Source organism: Roseospirillum parvum, assembly GCF_900100455.1.
Taxonomy (GTDB): Bacteria; Pseudomonadota; Alphaproteobacteria; order Rhodospirillales; family Rhodospirillaceae; genus Roseospirillum; species Roseospirillum parvum.
In genome coordinates this window covers 387,298-411,802 of record NZ_FNCV01000002.1, presented here as the reverse complement: position 1 = coordinate 411,802, position 24,505 = coordinate 387,298, and the positions used below count along the sequence as shown (strand labels likewise).

Genomic DNA, 24,505 nt, shown 5'->3' with positions numbered 1-24,505 from the left:
GAACGTGGTGCCAAGTCTGCATGGTGTTTGGGTGCAGGCCAGCTTCGCTGGCCTGCGAAACAACCTCCAACAACAGCCTCCTCAGGCGTTGAGCTGATTCGCGCATCCGGCGTGTTTCGGAAGAATCTTGTTGTTTGCACGCCGGCCAAAGGCCGGCGTGCGGAAAACCCATCCGTGCCTCAGGGCACGACCGGCAATGGGCCCCCCGATTAAGTCAATAGGGGTCCGGGGACCCAAAAGGGTCCCCGGCGGGGTTCAAAGGGGCGGCGCCCCTTTGATTCGTTGGCTTGCGCGCGCCGTCGTCGGCCGGCAAGTGCCGGCCTCGGGGCGCGCGCGGGGCAGCGCCCCATAAAGCCGCCGCAAGGCGGCTTCAAGCCGGGGCCACTGCTGGTTTCCCTCACCCGCGCGGGTTGCTGACGGTGGCGGTTGGGGTCAGTTGGTCGGTCGGGCAGATCAGTTCCAGGACGCGCACGCCCTCGGCATTCAGGGCTTCGCTCAGGGCGGTTCGGGCGCTTTCGGTGGTGTCGGCCTGCCAGGCTTTGGCGCCGAAGGTTCGGGCCATCTCGGCGAAGCGGGGGTTGGTCAGGGTGGTGGCGCTGACGCGGCCGGGGAAGCGGCGTTCCTGGTGCATGCGGATGGTGCCGAAGTTGGCGTTGTTGACCACCAGAAGCAGCAGGTTGGCGTGTCGGGCGATGGCGGTGGCCAATTCCTGGACGGTCATCATCAGGCAGCCATCGCCGGCCAGGGCGACGACCGGGGTTTGCGGGCGGGCCAGGGCGGCGGCGATGGCGGCGGGCAGGCCGTAGCCCATGGAGCCGCTGGTCGGGGCGAGCTGGGTGCCGTACTGGCGCCAGGCGAAGAATCGGTGCAGCCAGATGGCGTAGTTGCCGGCCCCGTTGCAGAGGATGGCGTCGTCGGGCAGGTGCTGGCGCAGGTGGCCCATCAGGGCGGCCAGATCGGGTCCCTGGGCGGGGGCCGGGGGCGGGGCCGAGAAGGCATCGACGGTGGCCCGGCAGGCGGCGCGCCAAGCCGGGTCGCGCGCCGGCCCGGGGAGGGGCGGGGCGGCGGCGAGGGCGGCGAGCAGCGGTTCCGGGTGGGCCTGGATGGCCAGATCGGCCTGATAGACGCGGCCCAGTTCGTCGCCGTCCGGGTGGACGTGGACCAGCCCCTGGGCCGGCGTCGGAACGGTGAGGCGGCTGTAGCCGCCGGTGGTCATCTCGCCCAGGCGGGGGCCGACGGCGACGATCAGGTCGGCCTCGGCGAGGCGCTCGGCCAGCCCCGGGTCGATGCCGATGCCGACATGCCCGGCGTAGCAGGGGTGGGTGTTGTCCAGGCAGTCCTGGCGCCGGAAGGCGGCGGCCACCGGCAGGTCAGAGGCTTCGGCCAGGGTCTTGAGGTGGGTGCTGGCGGCGGCCGTCCAGCCACCGCCGCCGACCAGCAGCAGGGGCCGGCGGGCGGCGGTCAGGCGGGCCGACAGGTTTTCCACGTCGGCCGGACGGGGGGCGGCGCGGGCCGGCTCGACGCGACCCGGGCGGCGCTCGGGCCAGTCGGCGGGGCCGCTCAGCATGTCCTCGGGCAGGGTCAGCACGACCGGCCCGGGGCGGCCGTTCATGGCGCTGGCGTGGGCGCGGGCGATCAGCTCGGGCAGGCGGGCGGCGTCGTCCACCTGGCCGACCCACTTGGCCAGCGGGCCGAACATCTGGCCGAAGTCGATTTCCTGAAAGGCCTCGCGCCCCAGCATGGCGCGGTCCACCTGGCCGATCATGAGGATCATCGGGGTCGAGTCCTGGGCCGCCACGTGGACCCCGGCGCAGGCGTTGGTGGCGCCGGGGCCGCGGGTGACCAGACACAGCCCGGGGCGCCCGGTCAGCTTGCCGTGGGCCTCGGCCATCATGGCGGCGCCGCCTTCCTGGCGGCAGGTGACGTATTCCAGGTCCGGGTAGTCGAGCAGCGCGTCGAGCACGCCGAGGAAGCTTTCCCCGGGCACGCCGAAAATGCGCTCGGCGCCCTGGTCGGCCAGACAGCGGACCAGCAGGCGGGCTCCGGTCGGGGCGGTGGCGGTCATGGGCTGGGTCCCGTCATCAAGAGGGGGTGGGCGCCATGGCTTTACTCCCAACCCGCCTGCCGGGGCAATGGGTTGGGGCGGAAAACGGCCCGCCGCGCGTTGCGTTCACCGGGGCCAGGGGTTATCTCTGGGCCAGGGAGTGTTTTTACCTTGAACCACTTGTGAGCCACCTGGGAACCATCCGTGAGTCACCTGTGAATCACCTGTGAAACACCTGGGCCGGTGGGCACCGGCCGTCTCGGAGAGGGAGAGAATCTTATGGGTCGAGTTGCCATCGTCACCGGCGGAACCCGCGGCATCGGGCGGGCCATCTGCGAGCACCTGAGGGACTCCGGCTATCGGGTGGCGGCCAACTATGCCGGCAACACCGAGGCGGCCAACCGCTTCCACGAGGAGACCGGCATCCCGGTGTTCCGCTTCGACGTCTCCGACTTCGGCGAGTGCGAGGCCGGGGTGGCCAAGGTGAGCCGCGAGTTGGGTCCGGTCGAGGTGCTGGTCAACAACGCCGGCATCACCCGCGATGGCACCATGAAGCGGATGACCTACGACCACTGGGAAGAGGTCATCCACACCAACCTCACCTCCTGCTACAACATGTGCAAGGTGGTTTGGGAAAGCATGCTCGACCGTGGCTTCGGGCGCATCGTCAACGTCGGCTCGATCAACGGCCAGGCCGGGCAGTACGGTCAGGTGAACTACGCCGCCGCCAAGTCGGGCATCCACGGCTTCACCAAGGCGCTGGCCCAGGAGGGGGCGCCCAAGGGGATCACCGTCAACGCCATCGCCCCCGGCTATGTGGATACCGACATGGTCCGCGCCGTGCCCCACGAGGTGTTGCAGAAGATCATCTCGCGCATTCCGGTGGGCCGCCTGGGCAAGGCCGAGGACATCGCGCGCGGCGTGATGTTCCTGATCGACGACAACGCGGGCTTCGTGACTGGGGCCACGCTGTCGATCAACGGCGGCCAGCACATGTACTGAGCCGGTGGCCGGGACGCCGAGCAGCGGGGAAAGCGTCGCGGCCGCCCTGGCCGCCCGCCGGCGGGCCACCGCGGTGGGCGGCACGGCGGTCCTGATGTGGGCCCTGCTGGCCCCGCTGACCACGCTCAGCGGCGACATGCCGCCGCTGCAGATCACCGCCCTGGCTTTCGCGGTGGCTTTCCTGATCGGCTGCGGCACCTGGGGGCTGGAGATCCGGCGGCGCGGCCTGGAGGCGGTGCTGAACGGGTTGAGGCTGCCCTGGCCGGCCTGGTTGATCGGGGTCGGCGGGCTGTTCGGCTACCATTTCCTCTACTTCCTGGCCCTGTCCTCGGCGCCGCCGGTGGAGGCCAGCCTGATCGCCTACCTGTGGCCGCTGCTGATCGTTCTGTTCAGCGCCCTGCTGCCCGGCGAGCGGCTGCGCTGGTTCCATCCGCTGGGCGCCCTGGCCGGGCTGGCCGGCACCGCCATCCTGGTCGCCCGGGGTGGGACGATCGACTTCGCCTCGCTGGAGCCCGGGCACGGGGTGGCCCTGGCCGCCGCCCTGGTGTGGTCCGGCTATTCGGTGCTCAACCGCCGGCTGACCCATGTCCCGACCCAGGCGGTGGGGGCCTTCTGCGGGGTGACGGCGGTGCTCGCCTGGCTCGCCCATCTCGCCGTCGAGACCACCGTCTGGCCGGACCACCCGGGGCCCTGGCTGGCCGTGCTGGGGCTTGGCCTGGGCCCGGTGGGGGCGGCCTTCTTCACCTGGGATCACGGGGTCAAGCGGGGCGACATCCGGGCCCTGGGGGCGGCCGCCTATGCGGCGCCGCTGCTCTCCACGCTGATCCTGGTCGGGCTGGGGCTGGCCACCTCGCGGCCCAGCCTGTGGCTGGCCCTGGGGCTGATCGTCGGCGGCGCCGCGCTGGCCTCGGGCGATCTGCTGGGAGGTCCCCGGAGGGGGCGCGGATAATGCGCCGGACGCCATAAGCTGTTAGGCTGATGGGCGATGTCGCGCGCCGTCCCGGCGCCGGCCAGATGCGAGGGAGAGTGATCGATGTCGGATCAAGCGAGCAATCCCACGCCGCCGGGCGGCGGCAGCCTGGAGGTGGGCCTGGAGGGCAAGGGCTCGGCCAATCTGGTCTACATTCTTTACCTGGTCGGTTTTCTGGTTGGCATCACCAGCATCATCGGGGTGGTCCTGGCCTACGTGAACCGGGGCAAGGACCCGATGCTGGACACCCACTACACCTTCCAGATCCGCACCTTCTGGATCGGCCTACTGGGGGGACTCATCGCCGCCGTCACCAGCGTCATTATCGTCGGCTGGGCGATCATGCTGGTTCTGCTGGTGTGGGCGGTGATGCGCATCATCACCGGCATGCAGAAGCTGAGCAAGAACCAGCCGGTGGCCGACCCCACCACCTGGGGCTTCAAGGCCTGACAAGCTGGACCTGACAAACTCGGCCCGCCAAACTGGGCCCGCCAAACCGGTGCGTCGGGCCGGCTGGCGCGGGCGGCGACAGTGACCTGATCTGCGACCTGAACTGTGCCTGAACTGTGACCTGGCGCACAGTCGCCGCCGCGCCGGTGCCGATCCTCCTATACAAACACCGTCCGAGGCAGTACGTTTTTTGATGTGCTCTGGAAGGCTGCGGCGGTCACCTTGAGGGTGGCCCGCCTTTCCGTGGGCGTGCGGCGCCCGCCGCCAAGGGCGGGTGCGGCAGCCAAGGTGGTGTGGACCCGAGCAAGTTGGTGTGGACCCGAAATCGTCATGGCCGACAAGAAGCTCTCCGTCGAGGACGTCAACCGGCTGCTCGCCGACCCCTCGCCCGACACCCGGGCCGAGACGGCCGGCAAGCTGGCCCGCCAGTTCGATGACGAGGAACTCTCGCCCGGCGAACGCGAGCTGGCCGAGGACATCTTCCGCCTGATGGTGCGCGACGCCGAGGTGCGGGTGCGCCAGGCGTTGGCCGTCAACCTGAAGGAAAACCCCCTGCTGCCCCACGATCTGGCCCGCACCCTGGCCGACGACGTGGACAGCGTGTCCCTGCCCATCCTCGAATTCTCCACCGTGCTGACCAGCGAGGATCTGGTCGAGATCGTGCGCTCGCAGGGGGCGGCCAAGCAGATGGCGGTGGCCCGCCGGGCCAGCGTGGCGCCGGAAGTCTCCGACGCCCTGGTCGACCATGGCGACGAGGACGTGGTGGCCACCCTGGTCGGCAACGCCGGGGCCGAGATCACCGAAAGCGCGATGCTCAAGGCGGTCGACAAGTACGGCGACAGCGACAAGGTGCAAAGCCCGCTGGCCCACCGCTCGGGCCTGCCGGTGACGGTGGCCGAGCGGCTGGTCACCCGGGTCTCCGAGCACCTCAAGACCTACATCATCCGCCATCACGAGCTGCCGGCCGATGTCGCCGCCGACCTTTTGATGCAAAGCCGCGAGCGGGCGACGATCACCCTGTCCACCGAGTCTTCCGAGGACGAGGTGGAAACCCTGGTGACCCAGTTGCGCGACAACGGCCGCCTGACGCCGTCCATCGTGGTCCGCGCCGTGTGCATGGGCGACATCAAGTTCTTCGAATACGCCATGGCCCTGCTGGCCGGCATCCCCATCGTCAACGCCCGTCAGTTGATCCACGACCAGGGCAACCTGGGTCTGCGTGGCATCCTCGAGAAGACCGGCCTGCCGCGCTCGATCTTTCCCGCCGTCCGGGCGGCGGTCGAGGTGGCCGCCGAGACCGATTATGACGGTCTGGAGGACGACCGGGCCCGCTACTCGCGGCGCATGATCGAGCGGGTGCTCACCCAGTACGGCGATCTGGGCGTCGAGTTCGAGAGCGGCGACCTGGAATACCTGATGGCCAAGATGAGCGCCCTGCCGCCCACCCTGGCCAGCGGCGCCTGATCGCGCGCCGTTGCCGCGCCGGGGGCGCCGGCCGGCCCACACGCCGCCCAAGGCCCTTTCCATCAGCCGGTCCGATCGGCCCTCAAGCCCGCCTTGCGGGCCGCCGCCGCGCGCCACACCTCGGCCAGGGCGGCGGCCTGGGTCGGGCCGTCGCACAGCCGGGCAATGCGCTCGGCGCCGGCGGCGCCCAGGCGCCGGGTCCGCGCCGGGTCCTCGGCCAGGGCCAGGATGTGGTCGGCCATCTGCCCGGCGTCGAAGCGGGGCAGCAGGACGCCGGTGACGTCGTGCTCGACGAAGCGCTGATAGCTGCCGACGGTCAGCACCGGCCGCCCGGCGGCCAGGGCCTCCAGCACGTCGCGGCCCCAGGGGTTGTTGCCCCGGCTCAGGCGCAGCAAGGCGTCACAGCCGACGAGAACTCTTTCCGGATCGGAGATGTGGCCCAGGAAGCGGATCATCCCGGCAATCTGTGATCTCTCCACGACCTGATCAAACTGCCACCCTTGACGGGCGGCCTGGGCAAGTGGTCCGGGGTAACGGCGAGGCATCCGCATGGTGCCTGCGACCAGAAAAACAACCCGGTCCTGCGCGCCGCGCGCGGCCAGCGCCTGAGCCACCTCGAGCAGGCGATCCGTGCCCCTGATCCAGGCGAAGTTGGCCAGCAGCGCCACCTTGAACCGCGGGTCATCGCGGCAGGCCGGATGCGGCGCCGTTCCCGGCGCGGGAGGTTCGGCGATGTTGAACAGCACCGGACCGATCGGAGGGTGGCGGCCCAGGTCTTCGGCATTGCGTCGTTCGTTGTCGGAGATGAACACCTGCCCGTCAACGGCTCGGTGGATCAGGTTCACCTGAAGGTGACCGAACACCGTGTTCGGTAGCATCGTGCGCCGATGCAGCGTGACGGCAACCCGCGTGCGGGCCTTGAGCCAGTAGGCGAGAAGCCACAGTCCCTCGTGATTGAGGTGGACCACATCCGCCGTCCGTGCGGTGTCGACAAGACGGCGCAGGAAGCCACGGGCTCGGAAAAGCTGCGTGGCAAGGCGGGCGAGATCCAGCAGGGTTCGGCTGTTGCGCTCCAGGGCGCTGATCTTGGGCATTTCGGGAGTTACCCGACAGGGGATGCCAAGCTCTTGATATTTTTCCACAACAGAGCCCGGCCGGCGACACCAGACCAGAGGCTCGACACGCTCACGGTCGATTCGGCTCAGGCTGGCCAGCAGCGAGCGCGATGACCCCCCGTGGCCGCCCTCGATGTCCAGGCAGAGGACCTTCAAGGGGCGACCGCCATCCGGCGGCGCGGGGGCTGGTTGGAGCCGGTTGCCGCCGTCGCTCATCCCAGCGCCGCTTCCAGGGCCGCGCAGACGGTGTCCACGTCGGCCTCTTCCAGGTCCGGGAACAGGGGCAGCGACAGGCAGCGGGCGTAATAGGCCTCGGCCCCGGGGAAGCGGGCCGGGTCGGCGGCGGGACCGAGCGTGTCGGCCAGATGGGGCTGGCGATAGAGCGGGATGTAGTGCACCTGGCTGCCGATGCCGCGCGCCTTGAGGGCGGTCATGGTGGCGGCGCGGGCCTCGGGGCCGGCGGCGAAGTCCTCGACCCGCACCCCCATCAGGTGCCAGCCGATGGTCCCCTCGAACAGCGGCTCCAGCGGCTTGACCCGGGGGCTGAGCGGGGCGAGGCGTTGAAGGTAGTGGTCGCGCAGCCGCCGCCGCTTTTCGACGAAGGTGTCCAGCTTGGTCAACTGACTCAGGCCCAGGGCGGCCTGGAAGTCGGTCAGCCGGAAATTGCCGGCCAGGCTGTGCATCTCGTAGTACCACGGCGCCGTGGCCAGGGAGTCGGCGCGCAGGGGGGCCGGAGCGCGCACCATGCCGTGGTTGCGGTGGCGCCGCGCCGCCTCGGCCAGGGCCGGGTCGGGGCTGGTCACCATGCCCCCCTCGCCGGTGGTGATGGTCTTCGCCGGGTGGAACGAGAAGGCCGCCGCGCGGCTGAAGGTGCAGGCGCCGACCGGCGCGCCGTCCGGGGTTTCGACGCTGCCCAGGGCGTGGCAGGCGTCCTCCACCAGCACCGTGCCGTGGCGGCGCGCCACCTCGGCCAGGGCTGGCAGGTCGGCCGGCGGCCCGCCCAGGTGGACCACCGTCACCGCCGCCGCCGGCTGGGGCAGGGCGGCCAGGGTGGCGGCCAGGGTGTCCGGGGTCAGATGGCCGCGCGCCGGGTCCACGTCGGCCACGGCGAGCCGCCCGCCCAGGCGCAGCGCCGCGCTGGCGGTGGCCAGGAAGGTGATGGCCGGCACCACCACCGGGCGCCCCGGCACCTCCAGGGCGGCGTAGATCATCTCCAGCGCCGCCGTGCCGCTGTTGCAGGCCACCGCGTGGGCGGCGCCGACCCGGGTGGCGAAGGCGGCCTCGAAGGCGCCGACCCGGGGGCCGGTGGTCAGCCGCTCATCGAGCAGCGCCTCGGCCACCGCCGCGCGGTCGGAGTCATCCAGGGTGTGGCGGGCGTATTCGGCCAGCAGGTTGGCGGGCGGGCTCACCTTGGGGGCTCCTGATCAGGCGGTTTCGATCATGGCCAGCAGCTCGTCCGGGGTCAGCCAGTGGTCGTTGCTGTTGCTGGCGTACTCGAACTCCGGATCGACCGGGCGCACCTCGCCGGGCAGGTCGGGGTCGCGCGACCAGAAGGCCAGGCTGGGCTGGATCACGTAGCGGTCGGCCAGTTCCACCGTGTTGCGGGCGTCGCCAAGGGGGATCATCACCTCGTGCAGCTTTTCGCCGGGGCGGATGCCGACCACCTCGTGCCCGAGGGCCGGCGCCATGGCGCGGGCCAGATCGACGATGCGCATGCTGGGCAGCTTGGGCACGAAGATCTCGCCGCCGTGCATCAGGCCAAGGCACGACAGCACGAAATCGACCCCCTGTTCCAGGGTGATCCAGAAGCGGGTCATCTCCGGGTGGGTGATCGGCAGCGTGGTGGCGCCGCCCGCGATCCGCTTGCGGAAGAAGGGGATGACGCTGCCCCGCGAGCCCAGCACGTTGCCGTAGCGGACGACCGAGAAATGGCAGCCCTCGCGCCCCGACAGGTTGTTGGCGGCGACGAAGATCTTGTCCGAGGCCAGCTTGCTGGCGCCATACAGGTTGATCGGGTTGGCCGCCTTGTCGGTGGACAGGGCGAGCACCCGCTCGACACCGCTGCGCATCGCCGCCTGGACCACGTTCTCGGCTCCGATGACGTTGGTGCGGATGCATTCGAACGGATTGTACTCGGCCGCCGGGACATGCTTCATGGCGGCGGCGTGGATCACCGTGTCGATGCCGCGCATGGCGCTTTCCAGGCGCTCGCGGTCGCGCACGTCGCCGATGAAATAGCGCACGGCGGGGTGGCTCTCGGGAGCGAAGCGCTGGCTCATCTCCCACTGCTTCATCTCATCGCGCGAGAAGATGACCAGGCGCCGGGGCGGCCTTTCGGCGGCCAGGGCGCGGGCCACGAAGGCGTGCCCGAAGGAGCCGGTGCCGCCGGTCAGGAGGATCGAACGGTCGGCGAGGTCGAAGGGAGGGAAGACGGCGCTCATGCGGGGCTCTCAAGCGGTTGGGGCCGAAAGGGGGGAAGCAGAGGGGTGGGGCCGGGTGGCGGCGGGCGTGTGGGCGGCGGCGTGGAACTGCTGGAAGGCGCGGGCGTACCAGGTGTCGCTGCCGACCAGATCGGCGTGCGTGCCAATCGCCTGAAGCTGGCCATCGACCAGCACCGCGATGCGGTCGGCGTGGGTCACCGTGCTCAGCCGGTGGGCGACGATCAGGATGGTGGTTTCGGTCTCGCGGTGCAGGCGTTCCAGGGCCTGGCGGAAGGCGTCCTCGCTGTCCGGGTCGAGGTTGGCGGTCGGCTCGTCGAGGATCAGGATGTCGGCCCCGCGGACGATCGCCCGGGCCAGATCCAGGCGCTGGCGCTGGCCGCCCGACAGGCGCACGCCACCGTCGCCGATGGGGGTGTCGTAGCCCTGCGGCAACTGGCGCAGGAAGGCATCGGCGCCGGCCAGCTCGGCGGCCCGCTGGACGGCGGCCCGGTCGGCCTCGGGGTTGCCATAGCGGATGTGGTCGCCGGCCGTGCCGTTGAACAGCTGGGCGCTCTGCGGGGCGTAGGCGATGGCCCGGCGCAGGCTGGCCCGGGTGAAGCTGTCGGCCGGCACGCCGTCGAACAGCACCCGGCCGCCCTGGGGCGTGCGCAGGCCCGGCAAAAGGTCGATCAGGGTCGACTTGCCGCTGCCCGAGGGGCCGACCAGGGCCAGCATCTCGCCCTTCCTGATGGTCAGGTTGATGCCCCTGAGGGCGCTGCGCGGGCTGTCCGGATAGGCGTAGGTGACCTTTTCGAAGCGCACCTCGCGGCTCAGGCCGGGGTAGGGGCGCCCGCCCCCCGGGCCTTCCGAGGCGGCGCGCATGGCGGCGGCGCGGCCCAGCACCATTTCCAGCGCTCCCTGGGCGGCCAGCACCCCCTGGCGCTGCTTGACCAGGCTCTTGATGACCGGGATCAGGCGCAGGGCGATCACCGAGAACAGGCCGATCTCCTCCAACCCCATGCCGGCATGGGTGGTGGCGACGTAGAGGAAGACACAGGAAAAGGCGATGAACACCGGCTCCAGCACCACCTCGGTGCGGGCCTGCAGGCGGCCGACCCGCACCCCCCGCTGGCGCTGACGGTCGACCAGCCCATCCATCTCGGCGATCTCGGCCGCCTCGGTGCCCGACAGGCGGACCAGCCGCGGCGAGCCCATGCGGTTGATCAGGAAGCTGCTGGCCTCGCTGTTGGCGTTGGCCAGGGCGTTGCCCTGGTGGCGCGTCTGGCGCATCCAGCGGCCCAGGGCGAGGGCGGTCAGCGCGCCCAGGGCCAGGGCGGCCAGGGTCATCGGCCACGAGAGCAGGAACAGGATGACCAGATAGGTCGCCGCGATCAGCCCATAGCTGGTTATCTGCAAGGGCCCGAGCAGGGCAACCAGGGCCCGGGTCAGCTCGGTGGTCATGGCGTTGATCAGGTCGCCGATGGGGGTGCGGTCGTGGTAGTCGGCGGCCGCCGCCAGATAGCGCCGGAACAGGTCGGCGCGGACCGTCATCTTGGTCCGCTCGTTGAGGCCCAACTCGAACAGCAGGCGCAGATAGGTGAAGGCCTGGCGGGCCAGGAACAGTGAAAAGGCGATGACCAGCAGCAGGGCCAGCGTGACCTCGAGCCCCAGCCACCGGGCGCCGGCCACGGCGTGGGCCCACAGCCCGCTGGCTTCGGTCAGCGCCGCCAGATCCCCCTGCTTCTGGATGAACTGCAGGATGGGCAGGAAGATGCCCACGCCGGCCGCCTCGGCCAGGGTCGAGAGCAGGGCCAGCAGGACCACCAGCGCCGCCTCGTGGGGGCGCACGCCGAACTGGCGCAGGGTGTTCAGCCAGTTCTTCATGGGTCGGCAACCGGGCTTAGGTGCAGCACCGCCGGGGCCAACACCCGCTCGGCCGGCAAATGGGCCAGGGCGCTCCGGTAGCTGCCTTCGGGGTCGGCCACGTCGGTGATCAGCACGGCGTCGGCCACCTCTGGTCCGGGCAGGTCGGGCAGCACCGGAAAGCCGTGGCAATGGGGCTCGTTGGAGCCGGGCAGGACGATGCCGACGATCTCAACCCCGGTCTCGCGCGAGGCCAGGAAGGCGATCTCGGCCAACTCGCCGCGCCCGACCAGGGCGACGCGGGTCAGCCCCTGGGCCTCGCAGTGGCGCAGCAACTCCAGGCACTGGGTCCGGGCGCGGCGGAAGAAGCGCAGCGAACTGGACAGGTAGCTGACCGTCAGGCGGCCCTTCTCGGCCAGGCCCTTGGGGGTCAGGTAGTAGGCGTAGCGGCGCCGCGGGGCCGAGCGGATCTTGACCAGCCCCTTGGTCGCGCAGCGCTTGATGAAGGCGTTGACCAGCCCGGTGGCGATGCCCAGGCGGCGCCCCAACTCGGCCTGCGACAGCGCCCCGTCGTGCTCCAGTTGGCTCAACAGCTTCAGGCGCAACTCGCCGTGCAGGCCGTCCTTCACCTCGCGGAAGGCGCGGCCGTCGCCCGTGTCGGCGCCGGCATCGATGGCGCTGTCGTCGCCCGGGGGGGGTGGGGGGTCGCCGGGGGGGCGCTCCATGTCCGGCGTCCTCGGGCCCGAAGGGAGGGTGGGGGTGGTGGCCGATGGGCGGGTGGCCGATGGGGGGGTGGAAAAAGTGGCGTTCACGTCGCGAACATACAGCCCCGCGCCCCGGCCGGTCAATTGGCCAGCCCTACAGCAGCACCAGCGCGGCCAGCCCCAGGAAGGCGAAAAAGCCGACCACGTCGGTGACCGTGGTCAAAAACACGCCAGAGGCCAGGGCCGGGTCCACCTTCAGCTTTTCCAGGCCGAGCGGGATGAGGATGCCGGCCAGCCCGGCGCCGACCAGATTGATCACCATGGCCGCCCCGATGACCAGCCCGATCTCCGGGCGGCCGAACCAGGCCCAGGCCACGGCGCCGCTGATCACCGCCAGCATCACCCCGTTGAGCAGGCCGACCAGGGCCTCCTTGCCGATCAGCCGCAGGGCGTTGTCGGCGGCCAGTTCGCGGGTGGCCAGGGCGCGCACGGCGACGGTCATGGTCTGGGTGCCGGCGTTGCCGCCCATCGAGGCGACGATGGGCATCAGCACGGCCAGCGCCACCACCTGCTGGATGGTGCTTTCGAACAGCCCGATGACCAGCGAGGCCAGGACGGCGGTGCCCAGGTTGACGATCAGCCACAGAAAGCGGCTTTTGGTGGTCTTGTAGACCGTTTCGTAGACGTGGGTCTCCGACAGGCCGGCCATGCGCAGCATGTCGTCCTCGGCCTCCTCGTCGATGACGTCGACGATGTCGTCAATGGTGATGCGCCCGATCAGCCGTCCCGAGGGATCGATCACCGGGGCCGACAGCAGGTCGCGCTGACGGAACAGGAAGGCCACGTCTTCCTGGTCGGTGGTCGAGGCGATCACCGGCACGTTGGGATCCATGATGTCGCCCAGCCGGGTCGGCCGCTTGCAGCGCAAAAGGCGGCTCAGGCGCACCGTGCCGATCGGGCGGTGGCGCGGATCGACCACGAACAGCTGATAGAACTCGTCGGGCAGGCGGGCGTTGGAGCGCAGGTAGTCGATGGTCTCGCCGACCGTCCAGTAGCTGGGCACGGCGACCAGCTCGCGCTGCATCAGGCGCCCGGCCGTGTCCTCCTCGAAGGCCAGGCCGTGCTCGATGGCCATGCGCTGGTCGCCCGGCAGCCGGGCCAGGACCTGGTCGCGCTCTTCCTGGCCCAGGTTCTCGACGATGTAGACGGCGTCATCCGAATCCAGGTCGGCCAGGGCGGCGGCCAGATCGGCGAAGCCCATCAGCTCCACCACCTCGTCGCGCACCGTCTCGTCGAGCTCGGGCAGGAAGTCGTAGTTCAGGCTGTCGCGGCCCATCTCCAGCAGGCGGGCCCGCTGGTCGCGGCTCAGGCGCTCGATCAGGTCGGCCAGATCGGCGTGATGCAGGGTGGAGACCAGCCGCGAGACAGCCGCCGCGTGATCGTTGTCCAGCCCCTCGACCACCATGTCGATGAAATCGGGGCCGAGCCCGAACACCTCCGCCGACTCGTCGTCGGGGGCCTGGGGCGAGGCTTCAAGCCGGTGGTCCGCCATCGCTGGTCTCCCTGGGCTGGGTGGGCGAGGAAGGGGGACAGGTGTCTTGTCTTAAAGGAGAGGGCGGTCGAACCCGCCGGCCGGGGCACGGGCCCGGGGCACGGGCATGGCACCCGCCCCGGGTGATATCGGATGGCGGCGCCAGGGCGCAAGTCGGCCGCCCCGCCGCCTGCCGGAGTCGGGGTGTACGGCCCGGCCCCTGGCGGGGCGTGCGGCCCGGCCCCTGGCGGAGCGTGCGGCCCGGCCCCTGGCGGGGCTTTTAAGTGGGCTGTCGGGGATCGGTTGGTGCGGCCGAGAGGACTCGAACCTCCACGTCCATACGGACACCAGCACCTCAAGCTGGCCTGTCTACCAGTTCCAGCACGGCCGCGCGCAGGAGCGGGTTTCTTAAGGCCTGTCGGCGGGGCTGTCAACGCGCCCCTTGACGCGCTCCCCGGAAAGGCGCTTTTCCAGGGGACCCCACCCTTTCGCCAGGCTTAAAAGGCCCCCCTTCGCATGACATCGCCGGTTGCCCTTTACCAAACCGCCGAGCCCGTTCCCTACCCGGCGGCGCTGGCCGCCATGGAGGCCCGGGTGGCGGCCATCCGCGCCGGCACGGCGGCCGAGGCGCTGTGGTTCCTGGAGCACCCGCCGCTGTACACCGCCGGCACCAGCGCCCGCCCCGACGACCTGCTGGCCCCCGACCGCTTCCCGGTCCACCCGGCCGGGCGGGGCGGCCAGTACACCTACCACGGTCCCGGCCAGCGGGTGGCCTACGTGATGCTCGACCTGAGCCGGCGCGGGCGCGACGTGCGCGCCTTCGTGGCCGACCTGGAAGGCTGGCTGATCGCCACCCTGGCCGAGCTCGGCGTGCGCGGCGAGCGGCGCCCCGGGCGGATCGGCATCTGGGTTCCCGACGCCCCCGGCGGCGAGGCCAAGATCGCCGCCCTGGGCATCCGGGTGCGCCACTGGATCAGCTTTCACGGGGTCGCCCTGAACGTCGATTGCGACCTCGACCACTTCGCCGGCATCGTGCCCTGCGGGCTGGCCGGGCACGGCGTCACCTCGCTGGCCGCCCTCGGCCGGGGGGCGCCGATGGCCCGGGTGGACCGCGCCCTGATCGACTCCTTCGGCCGGGTGCTGGGCCGCGAGGTGGTCGCTTCCGGCCCCTTCCCGGACCTCGAGGGAACCGGCCAACCCCCCGCAATGGCGCAGGAAACCGGGCCTTGAGGAGCCCCCGGCGGGGGTCGCGAATTCGTCTGATGAACCTACTTGCCCCAGGGCCTTGTCGGGACCAGAATGGCGCCGCCCGCCGTCCGCTAGCTGGGGGAGCCCCGTGAAGTTCTTTTCCGACCGCACCCGCCCCGCCCACCTCGGCCCCTTTCCCCTGGAACGCCTGGCCCGCCAAGAGCACCTGCCCGCCGTCCCCGAGGAACGCCGCCCGCGCACCCTGACCCTGCCCGACACCATCCTGGGCCGCGAGATCGCCGCCCAGATGGCACTGCTCGATCCGTTCCGCGACAGCCTGATCAACCGCACCCAGGCCGACATCCCGGACGACCCCGAGTACAACACCCGGGTCCTCAAGGCCGCCGCCTACGACCTGGACGCCGCCATGGTCGGGGTCTGCGAGCTGCCGCGCGACGCCGTCTCCGATGATCGTCTGGTGCCGCCCCCCCATGGCCACGCCCTGGTCATCGTGGTCGAGCACGCCCACCCGCCGGGCCGCGACTCCCGCGCCGAGGGCTGGGCCGAAGGCGCCACCCCCGGCGCCGCCGCCCTGATGGCCATGGAAATCGCCAACGCCCTGGCCGCCTACATCCGCACGCTGGGCCACGACGCCCGGGCCCACGCCCCGGGCCACAGCGAAGTGGACCTGGAACGCCTCGCCGTCGAGGCCGGCGTCGCCCAGTGGCGCAACGGTCAGGCGATGAGCCCCTTCCTGCTCGACAACTGCGAATTCGCCGTGGTCAGCTCGGCCCTGCCGCTGGTCGCCGACGACCCGCTGCCCGACAACGTCTACATCCCCATGGTCTCGTGGTCGGTCGGCCGGGGCGGCAGCACGCCGGCCCTGGAACGGATCAGCGAGCGCTTCCGGCGCTCCTACCACGGCCGCTACCCGATGCACAAAATCCGCCGGGTGCGCCGGCCCAGCGCCGGTTTCGACGACGACAACCCGCCGCCGCGCACCCCGCAACCCACCCTGCCCTTCGCCCGCGACCCGGACGATCCCACCCTGAACCGCCGCGACCGCCGGGCCCTGAGGCATCCGATGACCGCCGCCGTGAGGCCCATGATCGAGGCCCTGGCCCCCCTGCACGACGGCCCCAAGGCCGAGGAGATGGTGGAATCCCTGGTCCAGATCGGCGATCCCACCGCCAACGTGCGGGCCATCAAGTCCCTGGCCTACATGCTGGGCGCCGACATGGTCGGGGCCTGCCCCATCCCCGAGTTCGCCTGGCACACCCAGCGCGCCGACGGCCGCCCCATCAATCCCGACCACAGCCACGCCGTGGTCATCCTGATTGACCAGGGGCAGGCCAACATGATGGGCTCGACCGGCCACGACTGGGTCAACGGCGATCCCTGCCCGCGCACCGCCCTGCGCGGCAGCCGCATCGCCACCCTGCTCGCCGCCACCCTGCGTGGCCTGGGGCACGACGCCCGGGCCCACGGCCCGGCCGATGGCGAGCTGCACCACGCCCCCCTGATCCTGGAAGCCGGTCTGGCCGAAATGAGCCCGGTCGCCGACCGCCTGATCAATCCTTACCTGGGCACCCGCTTCCGCTCGGTGGTGGTCTCCACCAACCTGCCCCTGCGCGGCGACATGCCCCTGTGGTTCGGCCTGCAAAAGGTCTGCAGCAAATGCCGCCAGTGCCTGCGCGCCTGCCCGGTGGGGCGGATCCGGCTGGGCTTCGGCGGCGATTCCCTTGGCCCCAGCCCGGACGGCGCCGGCCCGGGGCGCTGCGAACTGCCCACCGATCCGGAAAGCGGCGACATCACCGGCCAGGGCGTGGCCTGCGACGACTGCATGCGCACCTGCCCCTACAACAACGACGGCACCTGGCTGAAACGCGCCCTGCTCGACGCCTCCATCAAATCGGACATCCCCCGGCGCACCATCTGTCTGCTCGACGAGTTCCTGATCGAGGACAAGATGACCCCGAGCAAACGCTGGTGGCACCCGCTGGAAATGATCGACGGCGTCGCCCGCTGGCAGGAAGATCAGGTGATCACCCCCCCCGCCGCCGAAGAGCCGGAACCCACCGAGTCGACCTGACCGCCGACGGCGGCGCAGGGGTCAGAACGGGGGCTTTGCCCCCGAACCCCCACCGGGGGACCGAGGCGGTCCCCCGGACCCCCGCCATTTCGGGGGGGCGCAGCGCCAGGGCGGAGCCGGGCACGCATGATGTTTGGTTGCGGGCCAGCTTCGCTGGCCCGCGAAAACAACCAAAGCCCGATCATCGGATTTGACGGTTCCTCGCAAGGTTCGGCTTGATGGCGAGGGTTTGGTGTCTGGTTGCAGGCCGGCAAGGCCGGCCTGCGGAAACAACCTTGAGGCCGGGGAAAGCTGTTGGCGCGAGGCGTATCGGTGCCTCTTGGCATCTTGCGGGCCAGCGAAGCTGGCCCGCAGCCAACCCCAACCGATCCCCGCTCGATACCATCGTTCCGCGCCAACGAGATGGCGGGGTCCGGGGGGACCCTGTCCCCCCGGCGGGGTATGGGGCAGCGCCCCATGCAGCGGGACCGGGGCGGTCCCCCGGACCCCCGCCATTTCGGGGGGCGTAGCGCCAGGGCGGAACCGGGCACGCATGATGTTTGGTTGCGGGCCAGCTTCGCTGGCCCGCGAAAACAACCAAAGCCCGATCATTGGATTTGATGTTTCCTCGCAACGTTCGGCTTGATGGCGAGGGTTTGGTGTCTGGTTGCAGGCCGGCAAGGCCGGCCTGCGGAAACAACCTTGAGGCCGGGGAAAGCTGTTGGCGCGAGGCGTATCGGTGCCTCTTGGCATCTTGCAGGCCAGCGAAGCTGGTCTGCGGCCAACCCCAACCGATTCCGGCTCGATGCCATCGTTCCACGCCAACGAAATGGCGGGGTCCGGGGGGACCCTGTCCCCCCGGCGGGGTATGGGGCAGCGCCCCATGCAGCGGGACCGGGGCGGTCCCCCGGACCCCCGCCATTTCGGGGGTGCGCAGCGCCAGGGCGGAGCCGGGCACGCATAATGTTTGGTTGCGGGCCAGCTTCGCTGGCCCGCGAAAACAACCGAAGCCCGATCATCGGATTTGACGGTTCCTCGCAAGGTTCGGCTTGATGGCGAGGGTTTGGTGTCTGGTTGCAGGCCAGCGAAGCTGGTCTGCGGCCAATCCCAACCGATCCCGGCTCGATGCCATCGTTCCACGCCAACGAGATGGCGGGGTCCGGGGGGACCCTGTCCCCCCGGCGGGGTATGGGGCAGCGCCCCATGCAGCCACCGAAGGTGGCTTTGGCGGCAATGAAAAGCCCCCGATCCGTGGTGGATCGGGGGCTTGTTCTTTTTGTTTCCTGGGAGCTTACAAGGGGTCGGCTTCCAGGGCGTAGGAGCCGTCTTCGCGGTGCACTTCGCGTCCGGTCAGGGGCGGATTGAAGGTGCAGGCCATGACCATTTCGGTCTTGCCGCGCAGGATGTGGTCATCGTGCTTATCCAGGGCGTACATGATGCCCGGGTGGATGGCGTGGACTTCGCCGGTGGCCTTGTCCTCGATGCTGCCTTCGCCGCTGATGCAGTACACGCATTCCAGATGGTTGGTGTAGTGCAGGTTGAGCTCGGCGCCTTCGTGGATGGTGGTGATGTGGAAGCTGAAGCCCATCCCGTCCTCTTTCAGGAGCAGGCGGGTACTGTCCCATCCCTTGGCGCCGACGGTGCGGGTGGCCTTGGCGGTGTTGTAGTCACGAACGATCATGCTGGGTATCGGGCTCCGGTTGGGTTATTCGGCGGCCAGGGCGCGCACGCAGACCGATTCGCCGGCCGCTGCCTGGAGGATGTCCAGGCCGTGGGCGAGCAGGTCCGTCTCGATGGTCAGCGGGGCCAGGACCTTGACCACTTCGTCGTGGGCGCCCGAGGTTTCGATGATCAGGCCGTCCTCGTAGCAGCGGGCGCAGATTTCGCTGGCCAGCTCGCCGCTGCCCACGTCGATGCCCTGCATCATGCCGCGCCCCTTGAGGCTGGCCCCGGGGATGATGGCGGCGATGCGCTGAAGGCGCTCGGTGAGCAGGGCGGCCTTGTCGGCGACCTCGTTCTGGAAGCCTTTGTCGGACCAGAACTTGACCAGCGCGGCGCGGGCGGTGACGAAGGCGTGCACGTTGCCGCGGAAGGTGCCGTTGTGCTCGGCCGGGGCCCAGATGTCGTGCTGCGGGCGGACCAGCAGGCAGGCCATGGGCAGGCCGAAGCCGGACAGCGACTTGGCCATCGGGATCAGGTCGGGGGTGATGCCGGCTTCCTCGAAGCTGAAGAAGCCGCCGGTGCGCCCGATGCCGGCCTGGATGTCGTCGACGATGAGCAGGGCGCCGTGCTTGCGGGCGATGCGCTCGATCTTGCGCAGCCACTCGGGGTTGGCGGCGTTCAGGCCGCCTTCACCCTGCACCGCTTCCAGCAGGAAGGCGGCCGGGGCGTCGATGCCGCTCGACGGGTTGTCGAGCATGGCCTCGATCTGGGCGGCGGTGTCGACCTCGGGGCCGAAGGCGCCGTCGTAGGGCATGCGCACCACGTCGGTCAGGCTGCCGCCGCCGGCGCCACCGCGGTGGTGGCTGTTGCCGGTCGCCGCCAGGGCGCCCATGGTGACGCCGTGGAAGCCGTTGGTGAAGGCGATCACGGTGCGTCGGCCGGTCACCTTGCGGGCCAGCTTGAGGGCCGCCTCGACGGCGTTGGCGCCGGTCGGGCCGGTGAACTGGACGCGGTGATCCAGGCCGCGCGGCTTCAGGATCAGGCGCTCGAAGGTCTTCAGGAAGTCGGCCTTGGGGGTGTTGTGGTAGTCCAGGCCGTGGGCCAGGCCGTCGGCGCTGATGTGCTCGATCAGGGCGGCCTTCAGGTCGGGATCGTTGTGGCCGTAGTTGAGCGAGGCGCAGCCGGCCAGGAAGTCGATGTAGGTGTTGCCCTGATCATCGGTCAGGCGGGCGCCCTGGGCCTGGGTGAAGCTGGCCGGGAAGCTGCGGCAATAGCTGCGGGCAGCCGATTCGCGGCGGGCGTAGATGTCGGTTTCGGCCGAGATGACGGTCGAGGTCATGGGGTCTCTCCCAGTTTTGGGCGGACGGTGGTTGGGTTGAACAAGAACGCGGGGGCGGTCGGCCGCCCGGGGCCCGACGCGCCGTTTCGGCGGCCGGGCCCGGGCGGCTCCGATCAGGCGGCCCGGCGGTTGTCCTGGGTGCGGTCGGCGGCGTCGGCCAGGGCGGCGACATCGAAGGCGCCGATGGTGACCATGTGTTCGGTGGCGTGCTGGCCGCCGAAGTGGGCCTCGCGCTTGAAGTGCGCGGTGTGGCTGAGCGGCGCCCCCAGGCGTTCGGCGAAGCGGCGGAACAGGCCCCAGCTGGCCTGATTGTCGGCCGTGATGGTGGTCTTCATGTGGCTCACCTCGGCGCAGGCCGGGCGGTTCAGAAGGTGGCCCAGCATGCGCCGGCCCAGGCCCAGGCCGCGCGCCCCCTCGGCCACCGCCACCTGCCAGACGAACAGGGTGTTCGGCTCGCCGGGCGGCACGTAGCCGGAGATCCAGCCGACCGGCTCGCCGAAGCGTTCGGCGATCACGCAGGTATCGGCGAAATGGTCGCACTGCAGAAGGTTGCAGTACATGGAATTGGTGTCGAGCGGCGGGCAGGCGGCGATCAGCCGATGGATGGCGACGCCATCCTCGCGCGTCGGGGCGCGCAGGGAGAGCGACGTCGGCCGCTGGCTCGGATGGCGGGTCGTCGGGGTCGCGTCGTGCGTGTGGGTTCGCGGCGCGGCGGCGCTGGACATGTTTTCCTCGAAGGGTTGTTTCGTTAGGGTTCGAAACATACTTCATGGGCGGATTGATTTCAAGGCCGAAGTGGTTACGCCGGTGTTTCAGCCGGCCATGCCTGGAAAAATCTTTATAAAACAATACGATGATCGGCGGGTGCTTATACCTTCGGTGTAGGTTTTGTTTCGATAGCCGAAGTTTTTTGGGGTGATTGGGCAGGCGGTTTCCTTCGTTTTCCGAAGGAGTTGGCCGGGCAGCCCGGGCTTGGCCCGGGGCGCGCCACCGATTATTCTGCCGTCACTCTCCCCCCGTCCGACCTTTCCCGTTCGACCTTTCCCGTTCGACCTTGCAAGCTCTGGATCGTGGCAAGCCCCGCACCATGGAAGACCGCACCCGGACCAGCCTGATCGCCCTGCGCCGCATCCTCGGCGCCACCGAGGCCAGCAGCCGTGCCCTGGCCAAGCGCACCGGGCTGACCACGCCGCAGTTGATCGTTCTCAAGGTGGTCGAGGAGAAGGGCGAGGCGACGGCCAAGACCATCGCCCAGCGGGCCCGGGTCGCCCAGGCCACCGCCACCGCCCTGATCGACCGTCTGGTACAGCGGGGCTATGTGGTGCGGCGGCGCGGCGAGAGTGACCGCCGTCAGGTCTGGGTGTCGCTGACCGAGGCCGGCAAGGCCGCCCTGGCCGCCGCCCCCGATCCCCTGCACGAGCGCTTTTCCAGCCGCTTCGAGGCGCTGGCCGACTGGGAGCAGGCGATGGTGGTCGCCGGCCTGGAGCGGGTCGCCGCCCTGCTCGACGTGGAGACGGTCGACGCCTCGCCGGTGCTGCATGTCGGCGATCTCAAGGCCGGAGCGGCGCAGGCGTCGCCCGAACCGCCGCCCCGGGTTGGCGTGGCCGCCGCCGGCCGCCCGGTCGCAAACTCGGCGACAACCCCGGCGGCCGGCGGCGTGACGCGGGCGGCTCAGAAGGTGAAGTAGCGCACCCCCGGGCGGGCCATGAAGGCGCCGATGGTGGCCGGCTTGACCGGCGCCACGCCGGGCCGGAGGTCGGCCGCCGCGTGGCCCGAGTTGGGCAGGTACAGGCCGCACACCTCCACCGTCGCCCCGAAGTCGATCAGCCCGTCCAGCATCTGGCGCGGCGTCTTGCCGGCCGGCGCAAGGGCTGGCGCCGAACCCTCCTTCGCCGAACCTTCCTTGAGGGCCAGATCGCCGGCCGTGTCGCACAGCAGCAGGCGCACCTTGCTGCCATTGCGGATCGCTTCCATGCCCAGGATCAGGGCCATCCCCTGGGTCTGGGCCGAGCCCGAGGTGAGGGTGATGAAAAGGTCGTCGGCGCGGGCCAGGGTCGGCGTGGCCAGGGCGATCAGGCCGGCCAGCAGGCCGGCGCCGAGGACGCGGATGGGGCGTTTCATGGGCGGGGAACCTCCGTGTGCTGGGTGGTTTCTTGGGCCCGGCGGGGGCGCCGGGTCCGCCGAGCGTAGGGGGCATGGTCGCCGGCGGTCGTTGGCAATTCGCAGGCCCGGGCCAATTCGCAGGTCCGGGCCAATTCGCAGGCCCGTCCGTCCCGAGCCGCCCCCAACCGGCAAATGTCATGTCGCCGGGTCGCCCTTTCGGGGCATCAGGAAGGGGCAGCCCTTCCTTCCACGCCGATCCGGACCCGAGAGCCGACCCATGACCGACATCGCCATCCAGGACACCTATCCCGAAGACCTCAGCCAGTGTTACGGCTGCGGCCGGCTGAACGAGCTGGGCCTGCAACTGAAGACCTACTGGCGGGACGGCGAGACGCTGAGCCACTTCACCCCGGAGGCCCGCCACACCGCCATTCCGGGCTATGTCTATGGCGGCCTGATCGCCTCGCTGTTCGATTGCCACGGCACCGCCACCGCCGCCGCCGCCGCCCGCCACGCCGAGGGCGGGGCGCCAGGCGACGCGCCGCCGCGCTTCGTCACCGCCTCGTTGCAGGTGGATTTCGACAAGCCGACCCCGCTCGGCGGGCCGCTGGAAATCCATGGCCGGGTCGACGAGCTGAAGGAGAGGCGGGTGATCGTCGAGATGACCCTGTCGGCCGAGGGGGTGGTGCGCGCCCGGGGCCGGGTGGTGGCGGCCCGCATGCCGGCCAGCATGACCCCGCAAGCGGCCGCCCTGGCCGGGGCATGAGGCGACGCGCCAATCAGGCGATGCGGGCGGGCTGATCGCCCTTTAATTCAAGCCCTTGTCGGCCCACCGGGGCCGACGGAGGAGCGGCAGGTCGGTCCGCGGGGGCCGACGGAGGAGCGGCAGGTCGGCCCATGGGGCCGGCGGGGTCGAGCGCTTTGACATCGAAAAGCGTCACCAAGTAGGGCTTTGCGGCACTTGGACTCTGTGTTTAGTGTGGGTGGATAAGCTGCCCCACCAGGAGGAGTCCGTTCGCCCATGGCCATCTCGCAGGAGGTCCTCGCGGAGCTCGCCCGTCGCCGCGCCGAGGCCAAGGCGGGCGGCGGGGTAGAGCGTCAGGAGAAGCGCCGGGCCAAGGGTCTGATGACCGCCCGCGACCGCATCGAAACCCTGTTCCAGCCCGACAGCTTCCAGGAATTCGGCCTGCACGCCGAGCACCAGACCCGCCACTTCGGCATGGAAAAGAAGTCCCTGCCGACCGATGGCGTGATCACCGGCATCGGCTATGTGGACGACCGTCCGGTGGCCGGCTTCAGCCAGGACTTCACGGTCGCCGGCGGTTCGCTGGGCAAGGTCCACGCCGGCAAGATCTGTGACGTCATGGACTATGCCATGCGCTGCGGGATGCCCATCGTCGGCATCAACGATTCCGGCGGGGCGCGCATCCAGGAAGGGGTGGAAAGCCTGTCCGGCTACGGCCAGGTGTTCAATCGCAACGTGATGGCCTCGGGCGTCGTGCCGCAGATCGCCGTGATCGCCGGACCGTGCGCCGGCGGGGCGGCCTACTCGCCGGCCTTGATGGACTTCATCATCATGGTCAAGGGCTCGGCCGAGCTGTTCATCTGCGGGCCCGAGGTGATCCGCGCCGCCAGCGGTCAGGTCACCAGCATGGCCGAGATCGCCTCCGCCGAGGCCCACGCCTCGGTCAGTGGCAACATCCACTTCGTGGCCGAGAACGACGCCGAGGCGCTGGGCATCGTCAAAAGGCTGCTCTCCTTCCTGCCCGGCAACAACATGGCCGACCCGCCGCACCGCCTGGAAGCCGACCTTTCGGTGGGCGAGGACCCGGCGCTGAACGACGTCCTGCCGGCCGACAAAAAGATGGTGTTCGACGTGCGCGACGTCATCGCCCGGCTGGCCGACGGCGGCGACTTCATGGAGGTGCAGGCCCAGTTCGCCCGCAACATGGTGGTCGGCTTCGGGCGTGTCGGCGGCGTGGTGGTCGGCTTCATCGCCAACCAGCCGATGGTCAAGGCCGGCGCCATCGACATCGACGCCTCCGACAAGGGGGCGCGCTTCATCCGCTTCTGCAACTGCTTCAACATCCCGCTGGTCACCCTGGTCGACGTCCCCGGCTTCCTGCCCGGGGTCAACCAGGAGCGCGGCGGCATCATCCGCCACGGCGCCAAGATGCTGTTCGCCTATGGGGCGAGCACCGTGCCCAAGATCACGGTCATCCTGCGCAAGGCCTATGGCGGCTCGTTCCTGGCCATGTGCTCGCGCGACATGGGGGCCGATCTGGTGTTCGCCTGGCCGAGCGCCGAGATCGCCGTGATGGGCGCGGAAGGGGCGGTCAACGTGCTGCACCGAAAGACCATCAAGGAGGCCGAAAACCCGGCCGCCATGACCGCCGAGCTGGCCGCCGAGTACCGCGAGCGCTTCGCCTCGCCCTATCTGTCGGCCGGCAACCTGTTCGTCCACGACGTCATCGAGCCGTCGCGCACCCGGGGCGCCATCGCGCTGGGCCTGCGCGGCCTGCTGTCCAAGCGGGAACTGAGGCCGAGCAAGAAGCACGGCAACATCCCGCTGTGACCCC

Annotated in this window: 20 protein-coding genes and 1 tRNA gene; 9 read left to right on the top strand and 12 right to left on the bottom strand. The window is 70.3% G+C overall.

The genetic code is table 11. The annotated features are described in order from the left end of the window. Positions 1-397 precede the first annotated feature (397 nt). Positions 398-2,065, bottom strand: a complete 1,668-nt coding sequence (locus BLR95_RS04840; RefSeq protein ID WP_092616256.1) for a thiamine pyrophosphate-dependent enzyme — start codon at positions 2,063-2,065, stop codon at positions 398-400. A 258-nt stretch (positions 2,066-2,323) separates the two neighbouring features. Here BLR95_RS04840 and phbB point away from each other — a divergent pair, with 258 nt between their 5' ends. From phbB to spbR, 4 genes are all read left to right on the top strand, one after another. Then, on the top strand, positions 2,324-3,046 hold the full coding sequence (gene phbB, locus BLR95_RS04835) for an acetoacetyl-CoA reductase (RefSeq protein ID WP_092616253.1): 723 nt from the start codon (positions 2,324-2,326) through the stop codon (positions 3,044-3,046). A 4-nt stretch (positions 3,047-3,050) separates the two neighbouring features. Next, positions 3,051-3,995, top strand: coding sequence for an aromatic amino acid exporter YddG (gene yddG, locus BLR95_RS04830; protein ID WP_425438430.1), 945 nt, complete (start codon positions 3,051-3,053; stop codon positions 3,993-3,995). A gap of 84 nt (positions 3,996-4,079) precedes the next feature. Continuing rightward, positions 4,080-4,466 (top strand): DUF4870 family protein, encoded by a 387-nt coding sequence (locus BLR95_RS04825; RefSeq protein WP_218119484.1) that lies wholly within the window; start codon positions 4,080-4,082, stop codon positions 4,464-4,466. Between the two features lie 330 nt (positions 4,467-4,796). Further along, positions 4,797-5,930, top strand: a complete 1,134-nt coding sequence (gene spbR, locus BLR95_RS04820) for a SpbR family protein (RefSeq protein ID WP_092616250.1) — start codon at positions 4,797-4,799, stop codon at positions 5,928-5,930. Positions 5,931-5,992: 62 nt separating this feature from the next. Here the strand turns inward: spbR and BLR95_RS04815 are convergent, their stop codons facing one another. From BLR95_RS04815 to BLR95_RS04785, 7 genes are all read right to left on the bottom strand, one after another. Next, entirely contained in the window at positions 5,993-7,261 is a 1,269-nt protein-coding gene (locus tag BLR95_RS04815) for a glycosyltransferase family 4 protein (protein ID WP_092616247.1), read from the bottom strand. Next, positions 7,258-8,454, bottom strand: a complete 1,197-nt coding sequence (locus BLR95_RS04810) for a DegT/DnrJ/EryC1/StrS family aminotransferase (protein WP_245689248.1) — start codon at positions 8,452-8,454, stop codon at positions 7,258-7,260. The genes BLR95_RS04815 and BLR95_RS04810 overlap by 4 nt, the downstream gene beginning before the upstream one ends. 15 nt (positions 8,455-8,469) lie before the next feature. Further along, a complete protein-coding gene (gene pseB / locus BLR95_RS04805) occupies positions 8,470-9,486 on the bottom strand; it encodes a UDP-N-acetylglucosamine 4,6-dehydratase (inverting) (RefSeq protein WP_092616244.1) in 1,017 nt (338 codons plus the stop codon). A gap of 9 nt (positions 9,487-9,495) precedes the next feature. Then, positions 9,496-11,349 (bottom strand): ABC transporter ATP-binding protein, encoded by a 1,854-nt coding sequence (locus BLR95_RS04800; protein ID WP_092616241.1) that lies wholly within the window; start codon positions 11,347-11,349, stop codon positions 9,496-9,498. After that, a complete protein-coding gene (locus BLR95_RS04795) occupies positions 11,346-12,053 on the bottom strand; it encodes a winged helix-turn-helix transcriptional regulator (protein WP_092616220.1) in 708 nt (235 codons plus the stop codon). Before BLR95_RS04795 ends, BLR95_RS04800 begins: the two co-directional genes overlap by 4 nt. Positions 12,054-12,186: 133 nt before the next feature. Further along, positions 12,187-13,584, bottom strand: a complete 1,398-nt coding sequence (gene mgtE, locus BLR95_RS04790) for a magnesium transporter (protein WP_092616217.1) — start codon at positions 13,582-13,584, stop codon at positions 12,187-12,189. Between the two features lie 283 nt (positions 13,585-13,867). Beyond that, positions 13,868-13,954, bottom strand: a tRNA-Leu gene (locus BLR95_RS04785). A gap of 125 nt (positions 13,955-14,079) precedes the next feature. Here BLR95_RS04785 and lipB point away from each other — a divergent pair. Together lipB and BLR95_RS04775 are read left to right on the top strand one after the other, a co-directional pair. Beyond that, positions 14,080-14,793, top strand: a complete 714-nt coding sequence (gene lipB, locus BLR95_RS04780) for a lipoyl(octanoyl) transferase LipB (protein ID WP_092616214.1) — start codon at positions 14,080-14,082, stop codon at positions 14,791-14,793. Between the two features lie 106 nt (positions 14,794-14,899). After that, a complete protein-coding gene (locus BLR95_RS04775; protein WP_092616211.1) occupies positions 14,900-16,843 on the top strand; it encodes a hypothetical protein in 1,944 nt (647 codons plus the stop codon). A 1,270-nt stretch (positions 16,844-18,113) separates the two neighbouring features. Here BLR95_RS04775 and BLR95_RS04770 read toward each other — a convergent pair. From BLR95_RS04770 to ectA, 3 genes are all read right to left on the bottom strand, one after another. Next, positions 18,114-18,503, bottom strand: a complete 390-nt coding sequence (locus BLR95_RS04770) for an ectoine synthase (RefSeq protein ID WP_092616208.1) — start codon at positions 18,501-18,503, stop codon at positions 18,114-18,116. A gap of 24 nt (positions 18,504-18,527) precedes the next feature. Then, positions 18,528-19,823, bottom strand: coding sequence for a diaminobutyrate--2-oxoglutarate transaminase (ectB, locus tag BLR95_RS04765; RefSeq protein WP_092616205.1), 1,296 nt, complete (start codon positions 19,821-19,823; stop codon positions 18,528-18,530). Positions 19,824-19,936: 113 nt separating this feature from the next. Next, positions 19,937-20,548: a diaminobutyrate acetyltransferase gene (gene ectA, locus BLR95_RS04760; RefSeq protein ID WP_092616202.1), complete on the bottom strand. Its 612-nt coding sequence runs from the start codon at positions 20,546-20,548 to the stop codon at positions 19,937-19,939. A 362-nt stretch (positions 20,549-20,910) separates the two neighbouring features. On the opposite strand from ectA, the gene BLR95_RS04755 reads away from it, so the two are divergent. Then, entirely contained in the window at positions 20,911-21,510 is a 600-nt protein-coding gene (locus BLR95_RS04755) for a MarR family winged helix-turn-helix transcriptional regulator (protein WP_092616199.1), read from the top strand. On the opposite strand, the gene BLR95_RS04750 is transcribed toward BLR95_RS04755, so the two are convergent. Beyond that, the gene (locus BLR95_RS04750) at positions 21,495-21,944 is read right to left on the bottom strand and encodes a DsrE family protein (protein ID WP_245689246.1); all 450 of its coding nucleotides are present in this window, start codon (positions 21,942-21,944) and stop codon (positions 21,495-21,497) included. The genes BLR95_RS04755 and BLR95_RS04750 overlap by 16 nt on opposite strands. 259 nt (positions 21,945-22,203) lie before the next feature. Here BLR95_RS04750 and BLR95_RS04745 point away from each other — a divergent pair, with 259 nt between their 5' ends. After that, positions 22,204-22,692: a PaaI family thioesterase gene (locus BLR95_RS04745; protein ID WP_092616196.1), complete on the top strand. Its 489-nt coding sequence runs from the start codon at positions 22,204-22,206 to the stop codon at positions 22,690-22,692. 255 nt (positions 22,693-22,947) lie between these two features. Next, the gene (locus BLR95_RS04740) at positions 22,948-24,501 is read left to right on the top strand and encodes an acyl-CoA carboxylase subunit beta (RefSeq protein ID WP_092616193.1); all 1,554 of its coding nucleotides are present in this window, start codon (positions 22,948-22,950) and stop codon (positions 24,499-24,501) included. The last annotated feature ends 4 nt before the right edge of the window (positions 24,502-24,505 follow it).